Origin of the sequence: Pandoraea fibrosis, assembly GCF_000807775.2 — a bacterium.
Lineage (GTDB): Bacteria > Pseudomonadota > Gammaproteobacteria > Burkholderiales > Burkholderiaceae > Pandoraea > Pandoraea fibrosis.
In genome coordinates, this window is record NZ_CP047385.1 from 2,347,272 (window position 1) to 2,370,590 (window position 23,319).

A 23,319-nucleotide genomic window follows, 5' to 3' on the forward strand; every position below is an offset into this window, starting at 1 on the left:
ATTGCGTAGGGACGTAGCGCGACGTGCGCGCGTCAGCCCTTGACCAGCCCGCCGTCGACGATGAGGTTCTGCCCCGTTACCGCGCGGGCCCACGGGGAGAGGAAATACAGCACGGCGTCGGCGAATTCGTCAGGGGTGGTGACGCGGCGAAGCGGCGTCAGGCTGGCGATGAGATCGAACACGGCCTCTGGCGTTGCGGCACTGGCGTCGGTCACGCGCAACAACCCGCCCGACACCATGTTGACGGTGATGCCGTCGGGGCCCAGATCGTTGGCTGCCGTGCGCGTGAGCGACAGCAGCGCGGCCTTGGCCGTCGTGTAATCGTGGTACGGCACGACAGGGTTCTGGAACAGATTGGTGCCAACGTTCACGACGCGTCCGAAACCGGCCTCGCGCATGCCCGGCAATGCCGCCTGCATCGTATTGAGCGCGCCCTTGACCGCGCCTTCGAATTGCTGCGTGAAGCGCGACCACGCAATGTCACCCAGCTTGGGGCGTGCGTCGCCGTCGAAGCGGAAGTCGGCCAGCGCGTTGTTGACCACCGACACGATCGGGCCGCCGATTTGCTCGCGTGCCTCGGCAAATAGCCGGGCGACCGCCTTCTCGTCGGTCACGTCGGCTTGCAACGCGATGGCGCGCGCACCGAGTGACTCGGCCAGTTCGCGTGCGGCCACGTCGCTGCGCAGGTAGTTGATGACCACGCCCGCGCCCTCACGCGCGAGCGCACGCGTAATGGCCGCGCCCAACCCGCGCGCTCCGCCCGTGACGAGTACCCACTGCGAATCCAGCTTCATTCCGATAGTCCTTGATGACGGTTTCCGATGCGTTGCGCTGGGCGTTCCCCACAACGTGCGGGAACGCAGCGCCGAATGCAAGCACGTGCATTCGGGGCGAACGAGCACAAAAGTCCGACATTATCGCGCGTTCCGGCGCCATGCTTCGAGCGGAGGGTACACGACGGCGCGCGATGTCGGCGGGCGTCGGCCGGTTACTCGTTCGCGACAGCCAGTGCGGCGAGCAACGCGACGGGCAGCAACACGCACCAGAAGCCTGCGCCATGAAAGGCGAAGCCGCCAAAAATGGCCCCGACGGCAAAGGCGGCGAGTGCCGGAATCATCTTGCGCAGACGGGCGCGGGCGGCCTTGTCGTCGCCGCAATTGCCGCTGGCCAGCTCGACCATGTCGATCACGATCTGCGTGGTGTTGCCGGTCATGATGGTGGTCGGGGCGAGATCGGTGAGCACGAGGCGTCCAAGGGCGTTCTGGATGGCGAGTGCCGCCACGCCGAACATGCCGGAGAGGATGGCGAGCGGCGCGTCGGCCGAGACGATGGGTTGGGCGGCCATGCCGACGATCATGAACCCGAGCAGCAACAGCGTCTGCATCACGATCAACAGGCGCAACGGCCGGCGTTCGGTGCGCGAGAAGCCTTGCACGACCAGCTTCACCATGGCGACGAAGATGACGAACACAGGCAGTGCCAGCAGTTTGGCGAGCACGCCCACGTGGGTGCTGGCGACCAGTTGCACGCCGATCATCACGAAGTTGCCGGTCACATGTGCGGTGAACAGGCCGAACAAGGCAATGAAGCCCACGACATCGATGTAGCCCGCCACGAAGGCGAGCACCATGCTGATGGCGGCCGGTTTCGAAAAGTGGCTGACCCATGCGCGGGCAGACGCAGCGGCTTCGGTTGGCGTGGGGATGTGACGGGGGGTACCCATGGTAGCTCCTCTGACGACTTCCGTTGGGGCTTGCACTTGCCCGGCGGCCCTGCGGGCGGCGCCGGGCGCTGATGAAGCATATCATCGCCCCATGACGGCTCACGTCGCGTTGCCCCGCTATACTTCAACACGCCAACGAGCGACATTGCTATCCGACGACGACCGTTCCGCCTTACCCCCATCCCATTGCCGTTCGACGTTTCGAAGGCATCAGGCTTTTTCGACAGGAGAATCCCGATGAAGACAAGCGCGCGTAACCAATTCAGCAGCGCCGTCATTGCCGCTATCGTCACCAATGAAAGCGCCAGGCGTCTCGGGCTGACGGCCGGGCGTGCGGCGGCCGCGCTGGTCAAGGCATCGAGCATGATTCTGGCGGTGGCCTGAGCGCCGTCATCGCGCCATGAATTGCTGAGGGACGGAGGGAGCGCATGACGACGAACATTTCGCTGACCCCCTCGCATTCGCGCACGGAGGCGGCGCTCTTCGCGTCGCTGCTGCTGGCGAATGCCACCCCCGAGCGCGTGGTGCGTCTCGGGCTCTCGGGGGCGGCCATGGCGGCCTTGCTGCGTCGCCACTTCGCGCCGGTGCCCGAGGTGTGGCGCGTCCTGGCGGCCGATTTGCCAACGCCTGCCTGGGCGTCACACGCGATCTTCGTCGTGGAAATGCGCGAAATGTTGCGCCGCCGCGCCAATCCGGTTCTGCATCCGGTGGACGCGGCCGATATGGCGACGATTCTCGCCACGGCGTGTTTGCGGCCCGATCATCTGTGGCGGGATCTCGGACTGACCGGACGCGACGATGTGACGGCGCTGCTCGCGCATTTCTTCCCGTCGCTGGTGAGCGAGAACACGGCCAACCTGCGCTGGAAACGATTCCTCGCCGAGACCTGTGCCAACGCCTATGGTCGCGCTCCCGCACCGGCGCCGGGATGCCCGGGATGCGAGGCTTACGGCGAGTGCTACGCGCACTTGCGGCGCACGAGCGTTCCGATCGAATTTCCGTAGGCCGTTCCGATGCACGGCGAGAATGTTTCGGCACTGATAGCATGGGTGTCTGCGCGACTTGTGCGCATGCCCCGCAACGCCATCCCCCGAGGAGTTTCACGATGTCGATTTCCCTCTATCGCGCCACTATCCCCGTTTATCTGCGCGGCCTGACTGTCATGGCCGACTACGTCAAGAAGGCTCGTGCCCACTGCGAGGCGAAGTCGCTCGCCCCCGAAACGATCCTCAAAGCGAAGCTCGCGCCGGATATGCTCGACTTCGTTGCCCAGGTGCAGCGCGTGAGCGATACGGCGAAGTTTGCGGTGGCTCGCCTCACAGGCGTGGAGTCGCCGAAGTTCGAGGACAACGAGGCGAGCTTCGATCAGTTGCGCGATCGTATCGCCAACACCGAGGCGTTCATCGCCGGCATTCTCGAAGATCGCTTCGACGGCGCCGAAGCGCGCCAGATTACGTTGAAATTCAAGGAGTATCAGACCACGATGGATGCGGTCGACTATCTCTTCAAGTTCGCGCTGCCGAACTTCTATTTCCACGTGACGACGACGCACGACATCCTGCGCGCGCAAGGAGTGGACGTCGGCAAGACGGATTATCTCGGCCCGTACGAGATGGAAAAGATCTGATCTGCGCGAACGCAAACCGATAAGACGACACGGGAGCCAGAGGGCTCCCGTGTTTGATTGGCGTCAACGGATGCCGTGAATTCAGTGGGTCGAGATGGGCAGATACATGCGTAGCTCGTCCTGGAAACCGTTGCCCACGCGCATGGCGTCGGGCTCCCGTCCGATTTCCACGAATCCGAACGATTGGTAAAGCGCGATGGCTGGGCGATTGGCGGCACTCACCTGCAACGTGACGTGCCGCAGCCCGGGCTGCGAGCGCGCGAGGGCGAGTGCCGCTTCGACCAGCGAGCGTCCCACGCCGCGTCCGGTGGCGTCCGACTGCACGTACATTCCCCACAGAAAGCCGACGTGCGCGAAGTTCGTGCGCTGCCCGCGTCCCAGGCCGAGCACGCCGATCAGTCGTTCGTTTTCGAACGCCCCGAAGATGCCGCCATCGGGGCGCGCTACCAGCCATTCCCGCACACGCTCGACCGGCCAGTCCTTCTCTTCGTCGTAGGTCGAACCGAATGCCTCGGGATGGGCTTGCAGACCCGCGAGCCGCAATGCCTGAAACGCGAGGGCATCGCTTGGCACGAGACGCCTCACATCGACGGATGGCGCCCGTGAATTCATGGCAGACGCGGCTCCATCATGGCGAGCACGGTACGTGCGGCTTCTTCCGACGAGGCGGGGTTCTGGCCCGTCACGAGCCGACCGTCGCCGACTACGTGCGATTGCCAGTTGTCGCCTTTCTCGTATAAACCGCCCAGCCGCTTGAGTTCGTCCTCGACGAGAAACGGCACCACGTCGGTGAGGCCCACTGCGGCCTCTTCGTCGTTGGTGAAGCCTGTGACGTGACGGCCACGCACGAGCGGCTCGCCGTTCGCGCTGCGCACCTGCCGCAGCACACCAGGCGCATGACAAACGAAGCCGATGGCCTTGCCCGCGCGCTCGAAGGTTTCGATCAGATGGATGGAGTTCGGGTCTTGCGCCAGATCCCACAGCGGCCCATGGCCACCGGGGTAGAACAAGGCATCGTAGTCGCCGGCTTTGACGTCGGCCAGCCGTAGCGTGTTGGCCAGCGCTTTCTGGGCGTCGGGATCTTCGCGGAAGCGCCGTGTCGCATCGGTCTGCGCATCAGGCGCATCGCTCTTCGGATCGAGCGGCGGCTGACCGCCGGCGGGCGATGCCAGCGTGACGTCCAGTCCTTCGTCGATGAACACGTAGTAGGGGGCGGCGAATTCTTCGAGCCAGAAGCCGGTCTTCTTGCCCGTGTCGCCAAGGCGGTCGTGCGAGGTCAGCACCATCAGGATGTTCATGAAAGGTCTCCCTGTCGAGTCAGCCATGCGGCACATTTTACCTGTCATGCCGCGCGCTCGCTGCCGACAGCGTGCCGCGCGACAGGTTCCCGCCAAGCCGCCGCGCGGCGCCCCGCTTGTGAGCCAGATTCACAGCAGAGCGCAATCGAATTCGATTTGCGGGGCGTGAGACGTCCGCTATGCTTGTGCGGATGCGGGCGTCGCCCGTCGCATGGCGTCACAGAACGATCACAGGCACACCGCGGCAACGACTGCCGCTCACAGGAGCGAGACATGCAATTGATTGGAATGCTGGATTCCCCATACGTGCGTCGCACGGCGATCTGCCTGAAGCTGCTGGGGCTGTCGTATGAGCATCGCTCGTTGTCCGTGTTTCGAACGTTCGACGAATTCGCGGCGATCAACCCGGTCGTGAAGGCCCCCACGCTCGTGACCGACGACGGCACGGTGCTGATGGACTCGACCCTCATCCTGCAATACATCGAGACACTCGTTGATCCGGCACGGCGCCTCGTGCCCGAGAACCCCGCCGAACATTTGCGCGCGTTACGGCTCACGGGTTTGGCGCTGGCCGCGTGCGAGAAGTCGGTGCAACTGGTGTACGAGCGTGAGTTGCGGCCGAGCGAGAAGCGTCACACGCCGTGGACGGATCGCGTGCGCAAGCAGGTCCAGGCGGCTTTCGGCGCGCTGGAGGCGGAACTGAAGGACAAACCTGTTCTGGCCACCCCGGACGCCATCGGCGAACACGGCGTTGCGATTGCGGTGGCGTGGCGCTTCCATCAACTGATGCTGCCGGAAGTCGATTTCGGCGCTGACTTCCCGGAGGTCGCCAAATTCTCCGCGCAGGCCGAAGCGTTGCCTGCGTTCCGGGAAACGCCGCCGATCTGAGCCTGCGCGCGGGGAGTAAAGCGAGATGAGGCGTGCCGGACGGCGTACCGTCCGGCAGACGGGTGTCAGTTCTTGAGACGATAGCCCGTCTTGAACATCCAGGCGACGATCGCGAGGAAGACGGCAAGGAACACGAGCGTCATGCCCAGACTGACACCGACGCTCACATCCGCCAACCCGTAGAAGCTCCAGCGAAAACCGCTGATGAGATACACGACCGGGTTGAACAGCGTGACCGTGCGCCAGAACGGCGGCAGGATGCTCGTCGAGTAGAAACTGCCACCGAGGAAGGTGAGCGGCGTGATGATGAGCAGCGGCACCAGTTGCAGCTTCTCGAAGCCGTCGGCCCAGATGCCGATGATGAAGCCGAGCAGGCTGAACGTGACGGCGGTAAGCACCAGAAACAACACCATCCATAGCGGATGCTCGATGCGCAGCGGCACGAACAGGGCAGCGGTGCCGAGCATGATGACACCGAGAATGATCGACTTGGTGGCCGCCGCCCCCACATACGCCACTACGATCTCCATGTACGACACGGGCGCTGAAAGCACTTCGTAGATCGTGCCGGTGAATCTTGGGAAGTAGATGCCGAACGAGGCGTTCGTCACACTTTGCGTGAGCAGCGAAAGCATGATGAGGCCCGGCACGATGAATGCGCCATACGGCACGCCGTCGATCTCGGGAATGCGCGAGCCGATGGCGGCACCGAACACCACAAAGTAAAGCGACGTCGAAATGACGGGCGAGATGATGCTTTGCATCAGCGTGCGACGCGTGCGGGCCATCTCGAAGTTGTAGATCGCCCTGACGGCGTAGAAATTCATGGGGCGGCTCATCCTTCTTTTTTATGCACGAGCGAGACGAAGATGTCTTCGAGCGAGCTTTGCGTCGTATGCAGATCCTTCACCGAGAGACCGGCACGCTCCATGTCGCGCAACAAGGTGGCGATGGAGGTCTGCTCGATATTGGCGTCATAGGTGAACGCCAGTTCGGTGCCGTTGTTGCCGAGCGCAAGGCCATAGCTGGCGAGCGACTCGGGCACCGCGGACAGGGGCTCGGCGAGTTGCATCGTGAGATGCTTGCTGCCCATATGCCGCATCAGTTCGGTCTTCTCCTGCACGAGCGTGATCTGACCGCCGGTGATGATGCCCACGCGGTCGGCCATTTCCTCGGCCTCTTCGATGTAGTGCGTGGTGAGAATCACGGTCACGCCGGTCTCGCGCAGCGACTGCACGAGACGCCACATGTCGCGACGCAGTTCCACGTCGACACCGGCGGTCGGCTCGTCGAGAAACAGCACGCGCGGCTCATGCGAGAGCGCCTTGGCGATCAGCACGCGTCGTTTCATGCCGCCCGAGAGCTGCATGATGCGGCTGTCCTTTTTCTCCCAGAGCGAGAGCGAGCGCAGCACCTTTTCGATGTACGCCGGATTCGCCGGTTTGCCGAACAGGCCGCGCGAAAACGAGACGGTGGCCCACACCGACTCGAACGAATCGGTGGTCAGTTCCTGCGGCACGAGACCGATGGCGGCACGCGCGGCACGGTAGTCCGTGACGATGTCGTGACCGTCGACGGTGACCGTGCCCGAGCTTGGGCGCACGATGCCGCAGATGGTGCTGATGAGGGTCGTTTTGCCGGCGCCGTTCGGGCCGAGCAGAGCGAAGATTTCGCCGCGCTGGATTTCCAGGTTGATGTTCTTGAGCGCCTGGAAGCCGGTCGCGTACGTCTTCGACAGATTCTGGATTGAGATCACGGATGGCATGGCGGCGACGATAGCACAGGCGTGCGGAACTTGTTGGGGACGGGATGGCGCAAGCGACGCGCGGCGCGCAGGCAAAAGAAGGGCGGGACGCGAGGCTGTCGTCAGCCCCGAATGCCCGCCTGTCGTCAGACGAATGGCCGGGGCGGCGCCCGACCATGCCGATGTCTTTCGATACCGTGCGCCGGCCCTTAGCCCTTGGGCATTTCCTTCGGCACGATCACCATCCAGTTCATGCCGAAACGGTCCTTGACCATGCCGAACGTCTTCGCGAAAAAGGTTTCGCCGAGCGGCATGTTGACGGTACCCCCATCGGCGAGCGCGTTGAAGGCCTTCTCGGCCGCGCCCACTTCGGTGAAGTCGACCGACAGCGAGAAACCATCGAATTTGGGCTTGCCGCTCACCATGCCGTCAGAGGCCATCACCATCGACTCGCCGATGGTGAACTCGCCGTGCATGATCTTGTTCTCGCTTCCCGGCGGGAGCATGCCCTCCGGGCAGCTTTCGGGGCTTTCGCCATAGCGCATGAGCATGCCGCGTTTCGCCCCAAGGGTCTTTTCGTAAAACGCAATCGCTTCTTCGCAACGGCCTTCGAAAAACAAATAGGAATGAACTTGCATGGAGTGCTCCTCTCGATGTCTTGAAAAAGGGGGCATCACGACGCCCCGGCAGGGAAGGGTTACGGCGCTAACGTCATGGGCACCGATGCGTGCTCATGCACCACACGCCAACGACCTTGTGTCTTGCGATAGCCCACCGTCGCGCGCACGGTGGCGCCGTGCGTCTGTCCGTCAGGACCGGTGTTGCGTACAACATTTACGCAGTGGCTGAACGCCAGATCGCCAGCGTGCTCCAGATGCCATTGCGTGACTTCGAAATGGATCGGCCCGACGGTGTAGCCGAACCAACCCTCGAGCAGACGGCGATAGGCCTCATGGCCGCGATGCTCGAGGGGCGGCATCACGTCGAACACCACGACATCGGGGTCGTAATGCTCGAGTAATGTGCCCACCTTCTTGTTGCGCACGGCATCGAGCCATGCCGCATGGATCGCACGAATGGCAGCTTCATCGCCATGTGCCGGGTACGTCTCCACCATAGTGCCTCCTCGCGTATTGCGCTGATATGTCGCACTGCAACTTGTCTTTGTGGACAGTGTACACAAACAATAGCAGACATAATGGACACTGTCCACAAGGAGTTGTAATGACAGAACAAGACACAACGACCGGGCCGGCACGCACGACATACCGGCATGGCGACCTGCGCCGGGCGTTGCTGGAAGCGGGGATTGCGCTGGCGCGCGATGGGGGGCCGGACGCCGTGATCCTGCGTGAGGCCACGCGGCGCGCGGGGGTTGTGCCCAATGCGGCATACCGTCACTTTGCGAATCGGCAGGATTTGCTCGATGCCGTGCGCTCGGCGGCGTTGGCCGAACTGGCGCATGCCATCGAGCATGAGTTGGCGGCAACGGGCGTGGCGGTGCCCGATGCGGCGGCCCGCGCTCGCGCGGGGCTGCGGGCCGTGGGGATTGGCTACCTGCACTTTGCGCGTGCGCAACCGGGACTGTTCCGAACGGCGTTCGCGCCATCGGAGAATGTGCGTTCGGCGGCCACGCCGGAGAAGGCGGGTACGAGCGGACTCAACCCTTTCCAGTTGCTGGGGGCGGCGCTCGACGGCATGGTCGACGCCGGCATCATCGGCGCGGCGCAGCGTCCCGGTGCGGAGTATCTGGCGTGGGCCGCGGTGCACGGATTAGCGGTGCTCGTAATCGATGGCCCGCTACGCGATCTGCCAGGCGATCAGGTCGATGCGCTGGGTCAGCGGCTGGTGGCGATGGTCGAGCGCGGGCTATAGCTGTCGTAGTGCGGGCCGTCGCCCCGCACTGCCGTCCTCAGCGCTGGGTCAGACGCGGTGTCAGCAAGTCGGCAAGCCAGTTCATGAACGCTTGCACGCGCCGGGGCAGGTGACGCCGGTTCGCGTAGAGCAGTGTGACGGCCAGCGGCTCGGCCTGATACGCCGGCAACACTTCTTGCAGCGTGCCATCGGCCAAATGACCCCGCACGCCGCTCTCAGGCGCCTGGATCAACCCGAGCCCGGCGATGCACGCCGCCTGATAGGCGTCGGCGTTATTCACGGTCAGCACACCCTCCATCGGCCATTGGGCATATCGCTCGCCGTCGAAATACTCCCAGCCGACCGGTCGCGTGCCCAGTGTCGTCGTGTAGTGAATCAATTGATGGGCTCGCAGATCGTCGAGCGTGTGCGGTACGCCGTGACGCTTGAGGTAAGCCGGACTCGCCACGTTGATCTGACGCATGTGGCCCAGTGGGCGCGCAATCAGCGTGGAGTCGGCGATGGCGCCCACGCGCAACACGCAGTCGAACCCTTCACGCACGAGATCGACACGCCGGTCGGTGCTCGACAGTTCCACGCGCAGGGCCGGGTGTTGCGCGAGAAATGCGGGCAGTTGCGGAATGACGGTCGTGCGCGCGAGCGTGGCAGGGAGGTCGATGCGCAAGCGGCCCGTGAGCGCCTCGTCGCGCGCCGCGAACATCGTCTCCCATTCCTCCATGTCGGCGAGCAGATCCTTGCATCGCTCGAGGCATACCTGACCGTCCTGCGTGAGCTGGACACGTCGCGTAGTCCGATGCAGCAACCGTGTGCCGAGTTGGGTCTCGAGTTGCTTGATGGCGTTGGAAACGCTGGCGCGCGGCAGGCCGAGACTGTCGGCGGCCTGCGTGAAACTCGCGGTCTCCGTCACGCGCACGAAGATACGCATGGCGTCTAGCTGATGCATGGCGAGAGAGGACCGGTGCGTCGATTGACCGGCCAATTGTTATTGGAATTTGATCAGTGTAATCAAAATCGCCGGGTTTATTGGTGAAATTCGTTGCAATAGGATGTTGAACATACCGCGGCACCAGAAGCGCCTCGTCAGCAACCGATGACGAACGGCGCGGGCGAGAGCCGGCAGACGCGGGACGAGACGGCCCGACATGCTGAGGACAAGCGGGGCCACCGACAGGGTTCACGGGGGGGTTGCCAGCGCGCATGGCCCCAGACATTCAGGAGCATCATCATGACTCGCAAAATCGTTCTCATCACCGGTGGCAGCCGCGGCCTGGGCCGGGCGTCGGCGCTCGCCGCCGCGCGCCGCGGCATCGACGTGATTCTCACCTATCGCAGCCATCGCGCCGAGGCCGACGCGGTGGTGGCCGAGATCGTCAAGCTTGGCGCGAACGCCGTGGCCCTGCCGCTCGACGTGTCGGATTCGTCGCTATTCGCTCCGTTTGCCGCAGAGATCAAACGCGTGCTGAGCGACGTGTGGAAGCGCGATACGTTCGATTTCCTGCTGAACAACGCCGGCACGGGCTTGCACAGCGCGTTTGCCGAGACGACGCAAGCGCAGTTCGACGACCTGGTGCGCATTCATCTGAAGGGCCCGTACTTCCTGACGCAAACGCTGCTGCCGTTGATCGCAGACGGTGGACGCATTCTGAACGTGTCGAGCGGCCTGGCGCGCTTCTCGCTGCCGGGCGCATCGGCCTACGCCATGATGAAAGGCGGTATCGAAGTGTTCACGCGTTATCTGGCGAAAGAACTGGGCGCGCGCGGCATCCGTGCCAATACGGTCGCACCGGGCGCGATCGCCACGGACTTCAACGGCGGCACCGTGCGTGACAACCAGGGCGTCCATCAGATGGTGGCGGCGAATACGGCGCTGGGCCGCGTGGGCGAGGCCGACGACATCGGCGGCATGGTGGCCGCGCTGCTGGCCGACGAAACCGGCTGGATCAATGCGCAGCGCATCGAGGCGTCGGGTGGCATGTTCGTCTGATGCGAGCGTGCGTCAGTGCGAACTGCGGCGTGAGCGCATCGACCCGGACCAAGCCACGGCTCCGACGATAAACACGCCGCCCACCGCCATCTTGAGCGTGGGTGATGTGCCGAACAGTACCCACGCGAAGGCAATGGCATAGACCGGTTCAAGGGCGATGACGACGGCCGCCTGGCTGGCCTTGACCGTGCGCAGCGCATGGATGAAGAGCGTGTACGCCAGCGCGGTGCAGACGACACCCAGACAGGCGAGCCAGCCCCATTGCACGGCAGGCAGTGTGAGCGCCTCGCGCCATGCGAAGGGGCCGAGCACGAGCAGGATGCCGAGACACTGCCACCAACTGGCTCGCAACGGCGAGGCCTGCGCGCCGAGCACCCGGTTGAACAGCGCGATGACCGCGTAGATGGCGCCGGACAGCACGCCCCACGCGAGGCCGACGGTGGCGCCCGCTTGCCAGTCGAATGCTGGGGTGACGAGCGCCAGTCCGATACAGACGAGTCCGATGACCCCGGCGTCGCCAAGCGTTGGACGCTCGCGGCGCAGGGGCCATTCGAGCAGAATCACGAAGGCCGGGAAGCAGGCGAAACCGAGCGTACCGACCGCGACGCCGCCCGCCTTGATCGCCAGAAAGAAGGCGAGCCAGTGCGCGGCCAGCAACACACCGGCCACGATGAGCCGCAACGCCGACGCGCACGAGAGTCCTTGCCACGGCGCGCCGCCCGAGAGTCGCGCGGCGCTGCGCATGCCGGCAAGCCCGGCAATGGCGATGACGCTCAGCGAGAGCCACGAGAACAGGCCACGTCCGAAGACGATCAGCGTGCTGCTTGCGGCGATATGTTCGCCGAACAATGCGGAAGCGCCGAACAGCATCGCAGCAACATGCAGCGCGATCTGCTGACTGGCCCCGCCATGCGGGGGCACGGCGGTGTCGGAGGTGAGGGAGTTGCCGGTGGCGGCAGTCTCGGGGGCGGCCTCAGGCATCGCCGGAAGTGTCCGGCACCGGGACTGCGGTGGTGTACATCACTTGCTTGAGCGCGAAGCTCGAGCGGATGTTGCGGATGCCGGGAATGCGCGAGAGACGGTCGGTGATCAACGTTTCGTAAGCACTCATGTCGCTCACCATGACGCGCAACAGATAGTCGGCATCGCCCGACATCAGATAACACTCCATGACGTTGGGCAGCGCGGTGACGGCGGCTTCGAACGCGTCGAGTCCGTCGCGATTCTGATTTTCGAGCGTCACGTGGATGAACACGTTGATATGCAGCCCCAGGCGGGACGGGTCCAGCAGCGTCACACGCTGGCGGATATAGCCCGCCGCTTCAAGCGCTTTCACGCGCGCCAGACAGGGTGAAGGCGAGAGATTGACCCGCGAGGCGAGTTCCACGTTGGTGAGGCGGGCGTCGGCTTGCAGCTCCCGCAGAATCTTCAAATCAATGGCGTCGAGTTCCATACCACATTGCGCGCGCGCCCCGGATGGGGGCCGGCGTTCCAGTCGATTAGCCGCTCGGTAGGCGACAGTGCCGCAATACTAGCCTATTTGGTACCGGTTCCGGTGGCTGCGTCGCCTGTCACTGCGCCGGATGACGACCGACGGCATAAGACGCCGCATAAGGCCCGATGTCTCGTCGACGGCCTCACTTGCGTTCGGACTTCGCGGCCAGTCGATGTTCCCGTGGCTCCCGCCCGTGTTGCCGGCCGATGCCCGGCCCTTGGGCGGAATGATCGGCCAGTACGCGTTCGCCTCGTTGATCGCCGCCGACGGCGCGATGGCTCACTGACACCGAACGAACGGTCGCATTTCCCTCCCGCCTGTAAGGGATGGAAATGTTGTATTTCGGTGTTGTCCGTCTCATTCACTTTCAACATTTATTGACGACGCGCCCGGGTTTGCTAACATGTCGAACCTGATAATGAGAATGTTAACGATTCTCATTAATAAATAAGATTTCATCTCATCACTCGGGATTTTCAGCATGTCTTTCGCTCACGCCCATCGCGCCCCGCGCGCGACCGGCCGCATTGTCGCGGGCACGATTGCGCGCCACGCCGTGGTTCCCCGTAGTGCTATCGCACCGCTCGCGCTGGCGACTTTCCTGAGCTTCGCTGCCGCGCCGGCCATCGCGCAATCGTCTGCGGGAGCCGCCGAGACGACGGCAGGGGATGCCACCGCGCAAGCGACGCTCAAGGCCACAACCGTGACCAGTTCGACGTTGCGCGAAACGCCGCAGAATCTGAAGCAACTGGTGCAGTCCGGCGCGCTCGGCTCGCGCAGCCAGCTCGATACGCCGTTCTCGACCACGGTGGTGAGTCAGGAGCAACTCGAACAACGTCAGCCCGCCAAACTCGGCGACGTGTTCTCGACCGATGCCTCCGTGACCGACGGCAGCAACGCTTTCGACGCTTGGGCGGGCTACATCTACGTGCGCGGTATGCCGATCGATTGGCAATACGGCTTCAAGCTCGACGGCCTGCCGGTGATGACCTATGGCGTGACAATGCCTTACGAACAATTCGATCGCGTCGAACTGCTCAAGGGCTTGTCGGGCTTCATGTATGGCTTCGTGGCGCCGGGCGGCGTGGTGAACTACGTCACGAAGAAACCGACGGACGAGCGCATTGCCAGTATCGATCTGGGGTTCCACTCCGAGGGTATCTGGCGCGAGCACGTCGACCTGGGCGGGCGGGCCGGACCGAACGACATGTTCGGCGCACGCCTGAACTACACGCACGAAGAAGGCCGCACGTACACCGATGGCAATCTGAATCGCGACACGGTTTCGGTGGCGCTCGACGCGCGCATTACCCGCGATCTCACGTGGAACTTCGGGGCGATGTATCAGGACCGTCGCGCGACGGGAACCTCGCCATCGCTCTCGACCTTCAACTTCTCCGGCAATCAGTTGCCGGGGCCGATCAACGTGTCCAATGCGAATCTGCAAACGCAGGCCACGCACCTGAACACGATCACGCAGTTCTACACGACCGGCCTGCAATACCAGATCGATCCGGACTGGAAGGTATCGGCCAACTACGCTTTCAACAAGTCGACGCGGGACCGAAACGAGGCCACGCTGTATCTGCTAGGCGGCGCAGGCAATTTCAGCGGCCAGAACGATCTGGGCGACGAGAACAATACCTTCCGCGCGTGGCAATTGACCGCCGAGGGCAAGGTGCGCACCGGTCCGTTGGCGCACCAGTTGACGTTCGGCATCGCTTCGCAATATCAGACGAACGACTACGCCTACCTCTATAGCCCGACCTATACGGGCAACCTGTACCAGGGCACGTCGTACCAGTACTACGGTGATGGCACGACCCTCAAGGCGCAACGTTCCAGCGCCATCGAACAGCGCTCGGTCTTCGCGTCGGACACGGTACAGATCACGCAGCGTCTGTCGGTCCTCGGCGGCGTGCGCTTCACGAACTACAACCAGACGAACGCACAGGGCATCTCGACCTACTCGACGAACGGCGTGTTCACGCCAACGCTCGCGGTGATGTACAAGGTCGCGCCGAACACGACCGCCTATGCGAGCTATGTGGAAGCACTCGAAGCCGGCGAAGTCGTGGGCGCCACTTACGCCAACGCGGGGGCGGTGCTCAATCCGTTCAAGAGCCGTCAATACGAAGTCGGCGTGAAGACGGAGCAGGGCACCTAGAGCACGACGGCAGCGCTCTTTCGCATCGAGCGCGGCGCCGTGTACACGAACAGCGCCAACGCGCGCGTGTCGGACGGCCAGTCGATCTATCAGGGCATCGAGCTGGCCGGTTCGGTCAAGCTGGGACCGCAGTGGACGCTGGGTGCCAGCGCCATGGCGCTCGATAGCTGGTATGCCCGCACGAACGGCTTCGACGGCAACCGGGTGGGCGGCGCGCCGCGCTTCGTGCTGTCGGGCAACGTCGAGTACAAGGTGCCGTATGTGCCGGGTCTCTCGGTGGGCGGCGATATCCGCTACAACGGCCGCACGTCGCTCAATCCGCAGAACTCGCTGACGGTCTCGGGCTATACGTTGATCAACCTCGGCGCGACGTACCGCACACGTGTCGCCGGCAAGGACGTGACGTTGCGCGCCGCGGTGAGCAACCTGACCAATCGCAAGTACTGGGAGTATCAGTACGACAACTACATCAAACCGGCCGATCCGCGCATGGTCAGCCTGAACGCCAAGATCGACTTCTGATCGCGCTTCGGGATTCGGCAAATTATGAAAAACAGCGGCCCTTGCGCCGCTGTTTTTCATGGGGCCAGCGTGCGCTGCCGTTCGACCGGCAATGCAAGGCATACCCCGGCTATCGCCCCCATCGGAAAAATCAATCGGCCAGATCGATAAAACGACTTGACTATCTATCTACTGGTAGATAAAGTTCGTTTCATGAACCGCGCAACGACATCTCCGAGTACACCGACCGTCAGGGAACAACTGCTGGAACAAGCGCAGATGTTCCTGATGACGAGAGGCTACAACGGCTTCAGCTACCGGGATTTGGCCGAGCGGGTCGGTGTGAAGACGTCGAGCATTCACTACTACTTCCCGGCCAAGGAAGATCTGGTGCTCGAAGCGATCAAGGCGTATGACGCGCAGATTGCTGAAGGATTGGCCGGGATCGACGATGCGCTGCCGCCGGCACAGAAGCTGGCGTTGTATGCGCAAGGGTTTGGACGCATCGTGGCCGACGGTCATCGGATCTGTCTGTGCGGCATGCTCGCCGCCGACATCGAGACGCTGCCGGAGACGGTTCGGGATGCGGTGCAGCGCTTCTTCGCGTTTCACGAAGCCTGGCTGGCGCGTGTGTTGGCGCAAGGCGTGGCAGACGGTTCGCTGGCGCTAACCTCGTCGCCCGACGCTACGGCCCGCGCCCTGTTCGCGGGGTTTCAGGGCAGCGTGATGGCCTCGCGGTTGTTTCGGGCGCCGTCGCGGCTGGAAGATGTGGTGGCTTCGGTTTGTCACGTGGCTTGAGGCAAGACGCGGCGAAGACAAGCTGGGAACATACAACGGGAGTGGACCTCCCGTTTATTTGGAATCATTTATCTATCTAGTAATAGATAGCTTGATGGAAAGTGAGAAACGGGACGGTGGACGGCGGGGTTCCGAGCGGCGTTCACGAAAGATGTCTCGCAGGTGGATTAAGATCGTTGACGGCGTTGAGTGCCGTGCACGCGAGAGGCTTGAGGACAGGCAAGCGGCGCGGCGCGAGCAGCCCCTCGGTACCGTTGACGCAGGAACACACGCGCTCGGCAGGCGTCAAGACAGCTATCCGACGCGCGTATGTCAGGTTGATCGTCCGGCAAGAAGGCAACGCCACGATGGCGTGTCAGTCCGGGGCGATCGAAGTTTGGAAGTGAATTTTTCTACTTACCAGGAGTTCGTCATGTCGATCGAAAAAGTGCTTTACACCGCCCATGCCACCGCTACCGGAGGCCGTGATGGCCGTGCCGTTTCCTCGGACGGCGTGCTTGATGTGAAGCTGGTGGTGCCCAAGGAAATGGGCGGCCCCGGCGTTGGCGGTACCAACCCGGAGCAACTGTTCGCCGCCGGTTACTCGGCTTGCTTCCTCGGCGCGCTGAAGTTCGTCGCCGGCAAAGAGAAGGTGACGTTGCCCGCCGACACGAAGATCGACGGTAGCGTCGGCATCGGTCAGATCCCGACCGGCTTTGGCATTCAGGCCGAATTGAAGATCAGCGTGCCTGGTCTGGATCGCGCGACGGTCGAAGCGCTGGTGCAAAAGGCTCACATCGTGTGCCCGTATTCGAACGCCACACGTGGCAACATCGACGTGACGCTGACGGTGGTCTGAGTGAGTCGACGCTCGCCGACGGCTTGACGGACGGCCCAACGGCGGTTTGCGAAGCCGGCGAGATTCGCCGGAGAAAAGAAGGGCAGCCCTCGGGCTGCCCTTTCTCATGGCGTGACGCGGCGCGGCGCCGATTACTTGGTCTTCACTTCGACCTTGATGCCGTCGGGCAGCACGGTGATCGCTCCCGGTTCGACCTCTCGTCCGCCGTAGCGCAATTGCTCGGGTTTGAACGTGTAGATCGGATACTGATTGAGTACCTGCTGAGCGACGTTTCCACCAATGGATGTCAATTGCTGGCCGTAGGCGGCGGGCATGCCGTTCAGATCCACACGCTCGACATTGGGGTTGTCGAGGAGCACGGCGCGTTTGACCGGATCGTATTTCAGCGCGCTGGAGATGGCGATGACGCCGGCCAGCGGCTGGCCTTGCAGCAACACGTTTTGCACTTGCGCGTCGACCTGTGTCGTGACGCGATTGGCTTGCGGATTGAAACCGATTTGCGGATGCGCCAATGCCACGGAGAGCAATTGACCGTAGTTGAGCGTCGTGGGAAAGCGCTTGTCGATGGCGGCCTCGATTTCCTTGCGCGTCATCGTGTACTCGCCGGTCCAGATGTTGTAGGCGGCGTCGGCAGAGCGCATGAACGGGGCAAGCGTCAGACCGAGCAGCCCGGCCACGGCCAGACGAAGCGTTTCGCGGCGCGATGCCGCGACAGAGGCCACCTGATCCGAAGCATCGAGCGTGTCGAGGCGATCGACGCGGTCGCGAAGGTCGGCCGGGAAAAGCGTGCGGCGAGAGATCATAGGGCGAAGGTCCGAAGGACGGGGCACGGCGCGGCCGTGTCTGAGTCGTCGATGCAGATGTGACTCGGACAGCGCGGAATCGTTCTGAACGCCGCGTAGACCCGCGCAGGCAAAGCAAGCGAGTGCGCTCGCGCGTTGGCCGCTGCGTAGCGGTGACAGAGCATCAAGTCTTCAATAGTGCGGCGGAATTTCGTGACGCGGATTGCCGTCGGGGCCGCTTTGCCCTTGCGACTGCATCTGCTGGTACAGCGCCTTGAGCTGCTTTTGCAGCAGGTCGATTTGCTGCTCCTGACGCGTGACGATCTCGTTGAGTGTCTCGAGCAGATCTTCCTGAAACGCTGTCTTGACTTCAAGTTCCACGACGCGTGCTTCCAACGATTCCATGAGCTTCTCCGGTGAACGCGGCATTGTAGGTCATTGCGCGCATCGCAAGCCCGCACCGCGTGCGATATGACGCATCACATTGGCGCCGGGCATAATCGCACCATGAAAACTTTTCTGCTTTATGTCGTGACTGCCGTGGCGGAAATCGTCGGCTGCTATCTGCCGTGGCTGTGGCTCAAGCACGATCGCAGCGCTTGGCTGCTCGTGCCCGGTGCGATCTCGCTCGCGTTGTTCGCGTGGCTGCTCACGCTGCATCCGGCGGCCGCCGGCCGTGTCTATGCCGCATACGGTGGCGTATACATCGGCGTCGCCATCGTGTGGCTGTGGCTGGTCGACGGCATGCGTCCGACGCCGTGGGACGTGGCCGGTGTGGTCGTCGCGCTCGCGGGCATGAGTCTGATCGCGTTTCAGCCGCGCTGAGCGCTCGTGCGTCAGGCCGTGCGCACGCGGTAAGTACAACGCTGGCCGCCTGCGAGGATGTGTGTCTCGCGAGACACAGTGCCACGTTCGCCGATCAATTCCTGAAACAACTCAAGCTCCGTGCGGCAAAAGCCCTGGCACGTCTTTGCCGCCGCGCAGATCGGGCAATGGTCCTCGATGAGCAGCCAATCGTCGCCATCGCGCTCGACGCGCGCCATATAGCCTTCCGCCGAACGAATTTCCGCGAGCTTCTTCAGCCGCGCTGCCAGACCCGGCAGCGGGTCGACAGCTTGCTTGTAGAGCGCTCGCGTTTCCGCGGCACGCTGCGTGATCAGACGATCGAGCCCGTCGTCGCCAAAGAGCTGGCGAATCGAGCCGATCAACTGAACGGTGAGATGGGAGTGGGCGTCAGGAAAGCGACCGTGCCCGGCCTCCGTCAGCGTCCATGCCTGACGTGGACGTCCCGCACCGCGTGACGGCATCGTCTCGCCGACGAGCAGACCGTCCGCGACCAGCTTCTGCACCTGCTGACGCGCCGCCTCAGCCGTTATCCCCAGCGCAGAAGCGACCTCCGCGGTCGAGGCCGGGCCCTGCGTCTTCAACCAATGCAGTACGCGCTCGTGCCCGGGGCCGGGCGTCGCCGCCCTATTATCCAAGTGGTTATTTGGGTAATTCATTGTGAGGCATGTAATATCCAAGAACTTTCTTGCATATTAGTCGTCCAGCGGACGGCTGTCCATCCATGACAACGAGCACGACGAACTCCACGGCGCCGGGCTGGCGCGATCTGTTGAGCGGTAACAACGGCTGGCGCTCGCTGGCACTGGCGGGCGGGGTGGCGTTGCACGCCACCAATGTTTATGTGGCGACGACGGTATTGCCCTCCATCGTCAAGGAGATCGGCGGATTGGATCTGTATTCGTGGAACACTACGCTGTTCGTGGTGGCGTCGATTCTCGGCTCGGTGCTGGCTTCCCAGATGCTCACCGCGCTCGGTCCGCGCGTTGCCTACCTCACGGCGCTGCTCGGCTTCAGTGCGGGCACGATCCTGTGTGCCGCCGCGCCGACCATGGCCTGGATGCTCGCGGGGCGCACCTTGCAGGGCTTCGGCGGCGGCATTCTGCTGGCGCTCAGTTACGCGCTGATTCGCATCGTCTTCGCGCCGGCGTTGTGGTCGCGGGCGATGGGGCTGGTCTCGGGCATGTGGGGCGTCGCCACGCTCTGCGGGCCGGCGGTGGGCGGCGTCTTCGCGCAGTTCGGTCACTGGCGCTGGGCGTTCTGGTCTTTGCTGCCAGTGGTGGTCGGGCTAGGCCTGATCATTCGTGCGCAGGTCCCCGCCGGACGCGCCGTCGCGAGGGCTCACGCATCGTCGCCATCGCCAGACGATGCGCACGTCATTCCTTGGTCCAAAGTGATTCTGCTGTGTGCTTCGGCGGTGGCGATATCGCTGGGTGCGGTTGTCGGCACGTACTGGCTGGCGGCGGGGTGGATGCTCGTGGGACTCGCGCTCGCCTGGTGGCTGTCGCAACGCGAGCGCAGTGTGCGCCATGCGCTGCCGCGCCTCATGCCGACGGGCGCGTATTCGTTGCGCACGCGGCTTGGCGGGCTGTACGCGGCCATGAGTCTGCTCGGTCTTGCGATGACGAGCGAGATCTACATCCCGTATTTCCTTCAGACGATTCATGGCCAGACGCCGTTCGCCGCCGGTTATCTCGCCGCACTCATGGCGGCCGGCTGGTCGGTGGGGTCGATGACAAGTGCGGGACGGCATGGCGACGCCGCCGAGCGACGCGTCCGACTCGGCCCGGTGATCGTCACGCTCGGCATGCTCGCACTGGCGTGGCTGCTTCCCCAGCCCTCGCTTTTCGCGAGGGCGGCAGGTGTCGCGAGCTTGTGCATCGCGCTGTTCGGTGTCGGCGTGGGGGTGGGCATCGGCTGGCCGCACTTGCTCACTCGCGTGATGACGGCGGCGCGCCCGGGGGAGGCGGCGCTGGCGTCGGCGTCGATCACGACCGTGCAGTTGTATTCGATGGCGCTGGGGTCGGCGCTCGCCGGGCTGGTGGCGAACTCCGCGGGTCTCGCACACGGCACATTGCCCGAAGCGCAGCGCGCCTCCGTCTGGCTATTCGCTTTATTCGCCCTCGCGCCGGCAGGCGCGGCGGTCATTGCGTTGCGCGGCAGGGTAGCCGTTCCCGTCACCGAGCAGGAGGCATCATGATCGATCGCATCACCGCCATGCGCACCTTTGTGCGTGTGGCCGAAGTCGGCAGCTTCACCAAGGCGGCGACATCGCTCGACATTCCGCGTGCGACGGCCACCACCCAAGTGCAGCATCTGGAGCGATGGTTCGGCGTGGCGCTCTTCACGCGCTCGACACGCCGTGTCGCGCTTACGATGGAAGGCGCTGCGTACTACGAGCGATGTGCGGCGATTCTGGCAGATGTCGAGGAGGTGGAGTCCGGGCTGTTCGGCGCGCAGGCGCAACTACGCGGACGCCTGGCCGTGGTGCTGCCGCCCGTCATTGCGCGCGAGGTCGTCATGCCGTCGCTTGCCGAATTTCAGGCACGCTATCCGGGCCTCGAAATCGCGCTCGACGCCACACCGGCCCATGGCGATTGGCGGGGCGACGGTGTGGACTGCGGCGTTGTGTTGGGGGAGTTGCCCGACTCACGGCTGGTGGCGCGTCATCTAGGGGATCTGCCGCGCGTGACCTGTGCGAGCCGTCGTTATCTCGACACGCATGGCCTGCCCGACGATCTCGATAGCCTCGCCACACATACGTCGGTGAAATGGCTGATGGCGCCGGCAGAGACGCTGGCATCTCTCCCGGCTGTCGGGAGCGCGGGTGGCGCGGACTCGGGGGGCGCATCGCTCGCCGCATTGACCGCAGCGAACCCGCTCACAACGCGCTGCGGCGATCTGACATTGACGGTCGGTGGACGAGCCACATGCGTGCGCACGCGAGGTCAGTTGCATGTTGGAGATGAAGCGGCGTATCTCGCTGCCGGACTCGAAGGACTCGGGCTGATTCAGCCGACGCTGCTGGCCGCAGCGCCGTATCTTGCGTCGGGACGTCTGGTGCCCGTGTTGCCGAAGTGTCCACCGCCGCCGTTGCGGCTCTCGGCGGCATATCCGGCGCAAAAACGCGTGTCGCCGCGTGTGCGGGCGTTCGTCGACTGGCTTGCGCAGATCTGCGAGCCGTTGGGCAACGCGCGAGATTACGCGCCGCTGCCCCGGCCCCCCATGCCACCTTCAGAGCCGATGCCGGAGGGGAGTTCATCGAGCGCACGCCGCTCATTCACGCTACCGGCATAGTGACTGCGCTTTTCTTCGTACATCAGGAGGTCGGCCCGCTGAATCGTGGCTTCGAGACGCTCGCCGGCTTCGCACGTCGCCATGCCCATCGAGAACGAGAGCGGCGTGCCGGGATAGAACGAATTGTTCAACTCCACGAGTTGACGAATGCTCTCGATCACGGCCGCACCGCCCGACGCGTCGGTGGAGGGCAGCAACAGGGCGAACTCGTCGCCGCCGATGCGCGCGGCAATTTGCGGTGCCACGACCGCTTTGCCCAGCACCTCGCCTGCGCGGCGGAGCAGCCCATCGCCTGCGGCGTGTCCCAACTGATCGTTTACGAGCTTCAGGCCATTCAGATCGGCTACGATCACCGTCACCGGATGCGGCCCCTTGCGCTCGAGTCGGTTCAGTTCGTCGACATAGAACGAACGGTTGCGCAGCTTGGTGAGCACGTCGTGCTTGCCGAGGTATTCGAGATACGACTCGGCTTTCTTGCGTGCGGTGATGTCCGTGAGCGCGACGAGCACCAGATCCCAGCGCGACTCGTGACCCGGCAGCACTGCGAATTGCAGGTGAACATTGATCTCGTTGCCGTCGAGCGCGTAGTTGATGACTTCTCGTTGCTGAAACAGCTTGTTGTCCCACAGGTCGATCAACTGCTCGCGGAAGTTGTGCCGCATATCGTCGCGGAACACGTCGGGCAGGCGGGAGAGCAGCGTGGACTTGTCGCTGGCGACGAACATCGCCAGCGTGTGGCGGTTCACGTCGAGCACATGGATCTCGTTCATGCAGCGCTCGACGAACTCGGGATGAACGTCGGTGAACGTGCGGAAGTCGGTGATGCCGCGTGAGCGGGCGTCGTCGAGCAGTCGTTTGATCGCGCTGAAATCCTCGACCCACAGCGAGACCGGCGAGTATTCGAAGAGGCCGCGGGCATATGCCTCGCCCATCGTCACGCGCTGGCGGGCGTGTTCGAGTTCGGTCACGTCTTCGAGCGAGATCAGTACACGCTCGAACGTGGCTTCATGCCCGGGCAGGACCGAGCCGTTGAGCAGTACATCCAGACGCCGGCCGTCGAGCGTGTAGTTGACGGTTTTGCTCGTGAAGTGCGTCTTGCCATCCCACAATTGGCAAAGCTCTTCGATGTGGGTCTTGAGCATGTCGTCGCGGAACACGCGCGGCAAGTTGGCCACGAGCGTGTCGAGCGACGGCGCGTTGAACATCGCCAATGTCCGGCGATTGACCTTGAGGACGCGAATGCGCTGGGAGCACGCCGAGACGTAGGCCGGGTCGGTCCTGAAGTGTGTGCGCAGGTCGGTCACACCCTGTGCACGCCATTCGTCGAACAACTGCCTCACGCCGCTGAAATCCTCGAGCCAGAGCGAGACGGGGGCGAGGTCGAACATCAGCGCGTCGTCGCTGGCGCCACCGGCGCCATGGGCATCATGGACATCGTTAGCGTCGGCCGGCGAGGCGC

26 protein-coding genes and 1 pseudogene are annotated in these 23,319 nt (G+C 63.7%); 12 read left to right on the top strand and 15 right to left on the bottom strand.

Translation table 11 applies throughout. The annotated features are described in order from the left end of the window. Nucleotides 1–32: 32 nt before the first annotated feature. Complete coding sequence (locus tag PI93_RS10550) at nt 33–794, bottom strand: 3-oxoacyl-ACP reductase (protein ID WP_039364987.1); 762 nt, start codon at nt 792–794, stop codon at nt 33–35. A gap of 194 nt (nt 795–988) precedes the next feature. Continuing rightward, the gene (locus tag PI93_RS10555) at nt 989–1,723 is read right to left on the bottom strand and encodes a YoaK family protein (protein ID WP_039364983.1); all 735 of its coding nucleotides are present in this window, start codon (nt 1,721–1,723) and stop codon (nt 989–991) included. 237 nt (nt 1,724–1,960) lie between these two features. On the opposite strand from PI93_RS10555, the gene PI93_RS10560 reads away from it, so the two are divergent. The 3 genes from PI93_RS10560 (at nt 1,961) to PI93_RS10570 (ending at nt 3,350) form a co-directional block, all read left to right on the top strand. Then, the gene (locus PI93_RS10560) at nt 1,961–2,107 is read left to right on the top strand and encodes a TOBE domain-containing protein (RefSeq protein ID WP_158453289.1); all 147 of its coding nucleotides are present in this window, start codon (nt 1,961–1,963) and stop codon (nt 2,105–2,107) included. 44 nt (nt 2,108–2,151) lie between these two features. Further along, nucleotides 2,152–2,727, top strand: coding sequence for a nitrogen fixation protein NifQ (locus PI93_RS10565; protein ID WP_052240286.1), 576 nt, complete (start codon nt 2,152–2,154; stop codon nt 2,725–2,727). Nucleotides 2,728–2,828: 101 nt separating this feature from the next. After that, nucleotides 2,829–3,350: a DUF1993 domain-containing protein gene (locus PI93_RS10570; RefSeq protein ID WP_039364981.1), complete on the top strand. Its 522-nt coding sequence runs from the start codon at nt 2,829–2,831 to the stop codon at nt 3,348–3,350. A gap of 81 nt (nt 3,351–3,431) precedes the next feature. Here PI93_RS10570 and PI93_RS10575 read toward each other — a convergent pair whose 3' ends face one another. Next, nucleotides 3,432–3,923: a GNAT family N-acetyltransferase gene (locus PI93_RS10575; protein WP_158453290.1), complete on the bottom strand. Its 492-nt coding sequence runs from the start codon at nt 3,921–3,923 to the stop codon at nt 3,432–3,434. Nucleotides 3,924–3,958: 35 nt separating this feature from the next. Then, a complete protein-coding gene (locus PI93_RS10580) occupies nt 3,959–4,648 on the bottom strand; it encodes a type 1 glutamine amidotransferase domain-containing protein (protein ID WP_039364977.1) in 690 nt (229 codons plus the stop codon). 273 nt (nt 4,649–4,921) lie between these two features. On the opposite strand from PI93_RS10580, the gene PI93_RS10585 reads away from it, so the two are divergent. Beyond that, complete coding sequence (locus tag PI93_RS10585; RefSeq protein WP_039364976.1) at nt 4,922–5,536, top strand: glutathione S-transferase; 615 nt, start codon at nt 4,922–4,924, stop codon at nt 5,534–5,536. A 65-nt stretch (nt 5,537–5,601) separates the two neighbouring features. Here the strand turns inward: PI93_RS10585 and PI93_RS10590 are convergent, their stop codons facing one another. From PI93_RS10590 to PI93_RS10605, 4 genes are all read right to left on the bottom strand, one after another. Beyond that, a complete protein-coding gene (locus PI93_RS10590) occupies nt 5,602–6,363 on the bottom strand; it encodes an ABC transporter permease (RefSeq protein WP_039364975.1) in 762 nt (253 codons plus the stop codon). An 8-nt stretch (nt 6,364–6,371) separates the two neighbouring features. After that, entirely contained in the window at nt 6,372–7,301 is a 930-nt protein-coding gene (locus tag PI93_RS10595; RefSeq protein ID WP_039364974.1) for an ABC transporter ATP-binding protein, read from the bottom strand. Nucleotides 7,302–7,489: 188 nt separating this feature from the next. After that, nucleotides 7,490–7,918: a VOC family protein gene (locus PI93_RS10600; protein ID WP_039364973.1), complete on the bottom strand. Its 429-nt coding sequence runs from the start codon at nt 7,916–7,918 to the stop codon at nt 7,490–7,492. Between the two features lie 59 nt (nt 7,919–7,977). Beyond that, nucleotides 7,978–8,397 (bottom strand): YybH family protein, encoded by a 420-nt coding sequence (locus PI93_RS10605; protein WP_039364971.1) that lies wholly within the window; start codon nt 8,395–8,397, stop codon nt 7,978–7,980. Nucleotides 8,398–8,504: 107 nt separating this feature from the next. Here PI93_RS10605 and PI93_RS10610 point away from each other — a divergent pair, with 107 nt between their 5' ends. Beyond that, nucleotides 8,505–9,155, top strand: coding sequence for a TetR/AcrR family transcriptional regulator (locus PI93_RS10610; RefSeq protein ID WP_039364969.1), 651 nt, complete (start codon nt 8,505–8,507; stop codon nt 9,153–9,155). A gap of 37 nt (nt 9,156–9,192) precedes the next feature. Here the strand turns inward: PI93_RS10610 and PI93_RS10615 are convergent, their stop codons facing one another. Beyond that, entirely contained in the window at nt 9,193–10,098 is a 906-nt protein-coding gene (locus tag PI93_RS10615) for a LysR family transcriptional regulator (RefSeq protein ID WP_039364967.1), read from the bottom strand. A 282-nt stretch (nt 10,099–10,380) separates the two neighbouring features. Between PI93_RS10615 and PI93_RS10620 the strand changes: the two genes are divergently transcribed. Next, a complete protein-coding gene (locus PI93_RS10620; RefSeq protein WP_039364965.1) occupies nt 10,381–11,139 on the top strand; it encodes an SDR family NAD(P)-dependent oxidoreductase in 759 nt (252 codons plus the stop codon). 12 nt (nt 11,140–11,151) lie between these two features. Here PI93_RS10620 and PI93_RS10625 read toward each other — a convergent pair whose 3' ends face one another. Both PI93_RS10625 and PI93_RS10630 read right to left on the bottom strand, forming a co-directional pair. Further along, a complete protein-coding gene (locus tag PI93_RS10625) occupies nt 11,152–12,120 on the bottom strand; it encodes a DMT family transporter (protein ID WP_052240285.1) in 969 nt (322 codons plus the stop codon). Next, nucleotides 12,113–12,592 (bottom strand): Lrp/AsnC family transcriptional regulator, encoded by a 480-nt coding sequence (locus PI93_RS10630; protein WP_039364963.1) that lies wholly within the window; start codon nt 12,590–12,592, stop codon nt 12,113–12,115. The genes PI93_RS10625 and PI93_RS10630 overlap by 8 nt, the downstream gene beginning before the upstream one ends. 523 nt (nt 12,593–13,115) lie before the next feature. On the opposite strand from PI93_RS10630, the pseudogene PI93_RS10635 reads away from it, so the two are divergent. The 3 genes and pseudogenes from PI93_RS10635 (at nt 13,116) to PI93_RS10645 (ending at nt 16,938) form a co-directional block, all read left to right on the top strand. Continuing rightward, a pseudogene (locus PI93_RS10635) lies at nt 13,116–15,323 on the top strand (TonB-dependent siderophore receptor). 192 nt (nt 15,324–15,515) lie between these two features. Next, entirely contained in the window at nt 15,516–16,100 is a 585-nt protein-coding gene (locus PI93_RS10640; protein ID WP_039364961.1) for a TetR/AcrR family transcriptional regulator, read from the top strand. Nucleotides 16,101–16,512: 412 nt separating this feature from the next. Then, nucleotides 16,513–16,938 (top strand): organic hydroperoxide resistance protein, encoded by a 426-nt coding sequence (locus PI93_RS10645; RefSeq protein WP_039364959.1) that lies wholly within the window; start codon nt 16,513–16,515, stop codon nt 16,936–16,938. A 131-nt stretch (nt 16,939–17,069) separates the two neighbouring features. On the opposite strand, the gene PI93_RS10650 is transcribed toward PI93_RS10645, so the two are convergent. After that, nucleotides 17,070–17,741, bottom strand: coding sequence for a DUF1439 domain-containing protein (locus PI93_RS10650; protein WP_080758945.1), 672 nt, complete (start codon nt 17,739–17,741; stop codon nt 17,070–17,072). Between the two features lie 171 nt (nt 17,742–17,912). Next, nucleotides 17,913–18,125 carry a SlyX family protein gene (locus PI93_RS10655; RefSeq protein ID WP_039364957.1) on the bottom strand — a complete coding sequence of 71 codons (213 nt, stop codon included), beginning with the start codon at nt 18,123–18,125 and terminating at the stop codon, nt 17,913–17,915. A gap of 102 nt (nt 18,126–18,227) precedes the next feature. On the opposite strand from PI93_RS10655, the gene PI93_RS10660 reads away from it, so the two are divergent. After that, nucleotides 18,228–18,545 (top strand): YnfA family protein, encoded by a 318-nt coding sequence (locus PI93_RS10660; protein WP_039365037.1) that lies wholly within the window; start codon nt 18,228–18,230, stop codon nt 18,543–18,545. A gap of 11 nt (nt 18,546–18,556) precedes the next feature. On the opposite strand, the gene PI93_RS10665 is transcribed toward PI93_RS10660, so the two are convergent. Continuing rightward, nucleotides 18,557–19,147, bottom strand: a complete 591-nt coding sequence (locus PI93_RS10665; RefSeq protein WP_328803350.1) for a helix-turn-helix transcriptional regulator — start codon at nt 19,145–19,147, stop codon at nt 18,557–18,559. 140 nt (nt 19,148–19,287) lie between these two features. Between PI93_RS10665 and PI93_RS10670 the strand changes: the two genes are divergently transcribed. After that, complete coding sequence (locus PI93_RS10670) at nt 19,288–20,763, top strand: MFS transporter (RefSeq protein ID WP_039364953.1); 1,476 nt, start codon at nt 19,288–19,290, stop codon at nt 20,761–20,763. Next, a complete protein-coding gene (locus PI93_RS10675; protein WP_039376133.1) occupies nt 20,760–21,860 on the top strand; it encodes a LysR family transcriptional regulator in 1,101 nt (366 codons plus the stop codon). The genes PI93_RS10670 and PI93_RS10675 overlap by 4 nt, the downstream gene beginning before the upstream one ends. Here the strand turns inward: PI93_RS10675 and PI93_RS10680 are convergent. Further along, nucleotides 21,764–23,248: a sensor domain-containing diguanylate cyclase gene (locus PI93_RS10680; protein WP_052240288.1), complete on the bottom strand. Its 1,485-nt coding sequence runs from the start codon at nt 23,246–23,248 to the stop codon at nt 21,764–21,766. The two genes, PI93_RS10675 and PI93_RS10680, sit on opposite strands and share 97 nt — an antisense overlap. Nucleotides 23,249–23,319 lie beyond the last annotated feature (71 nt).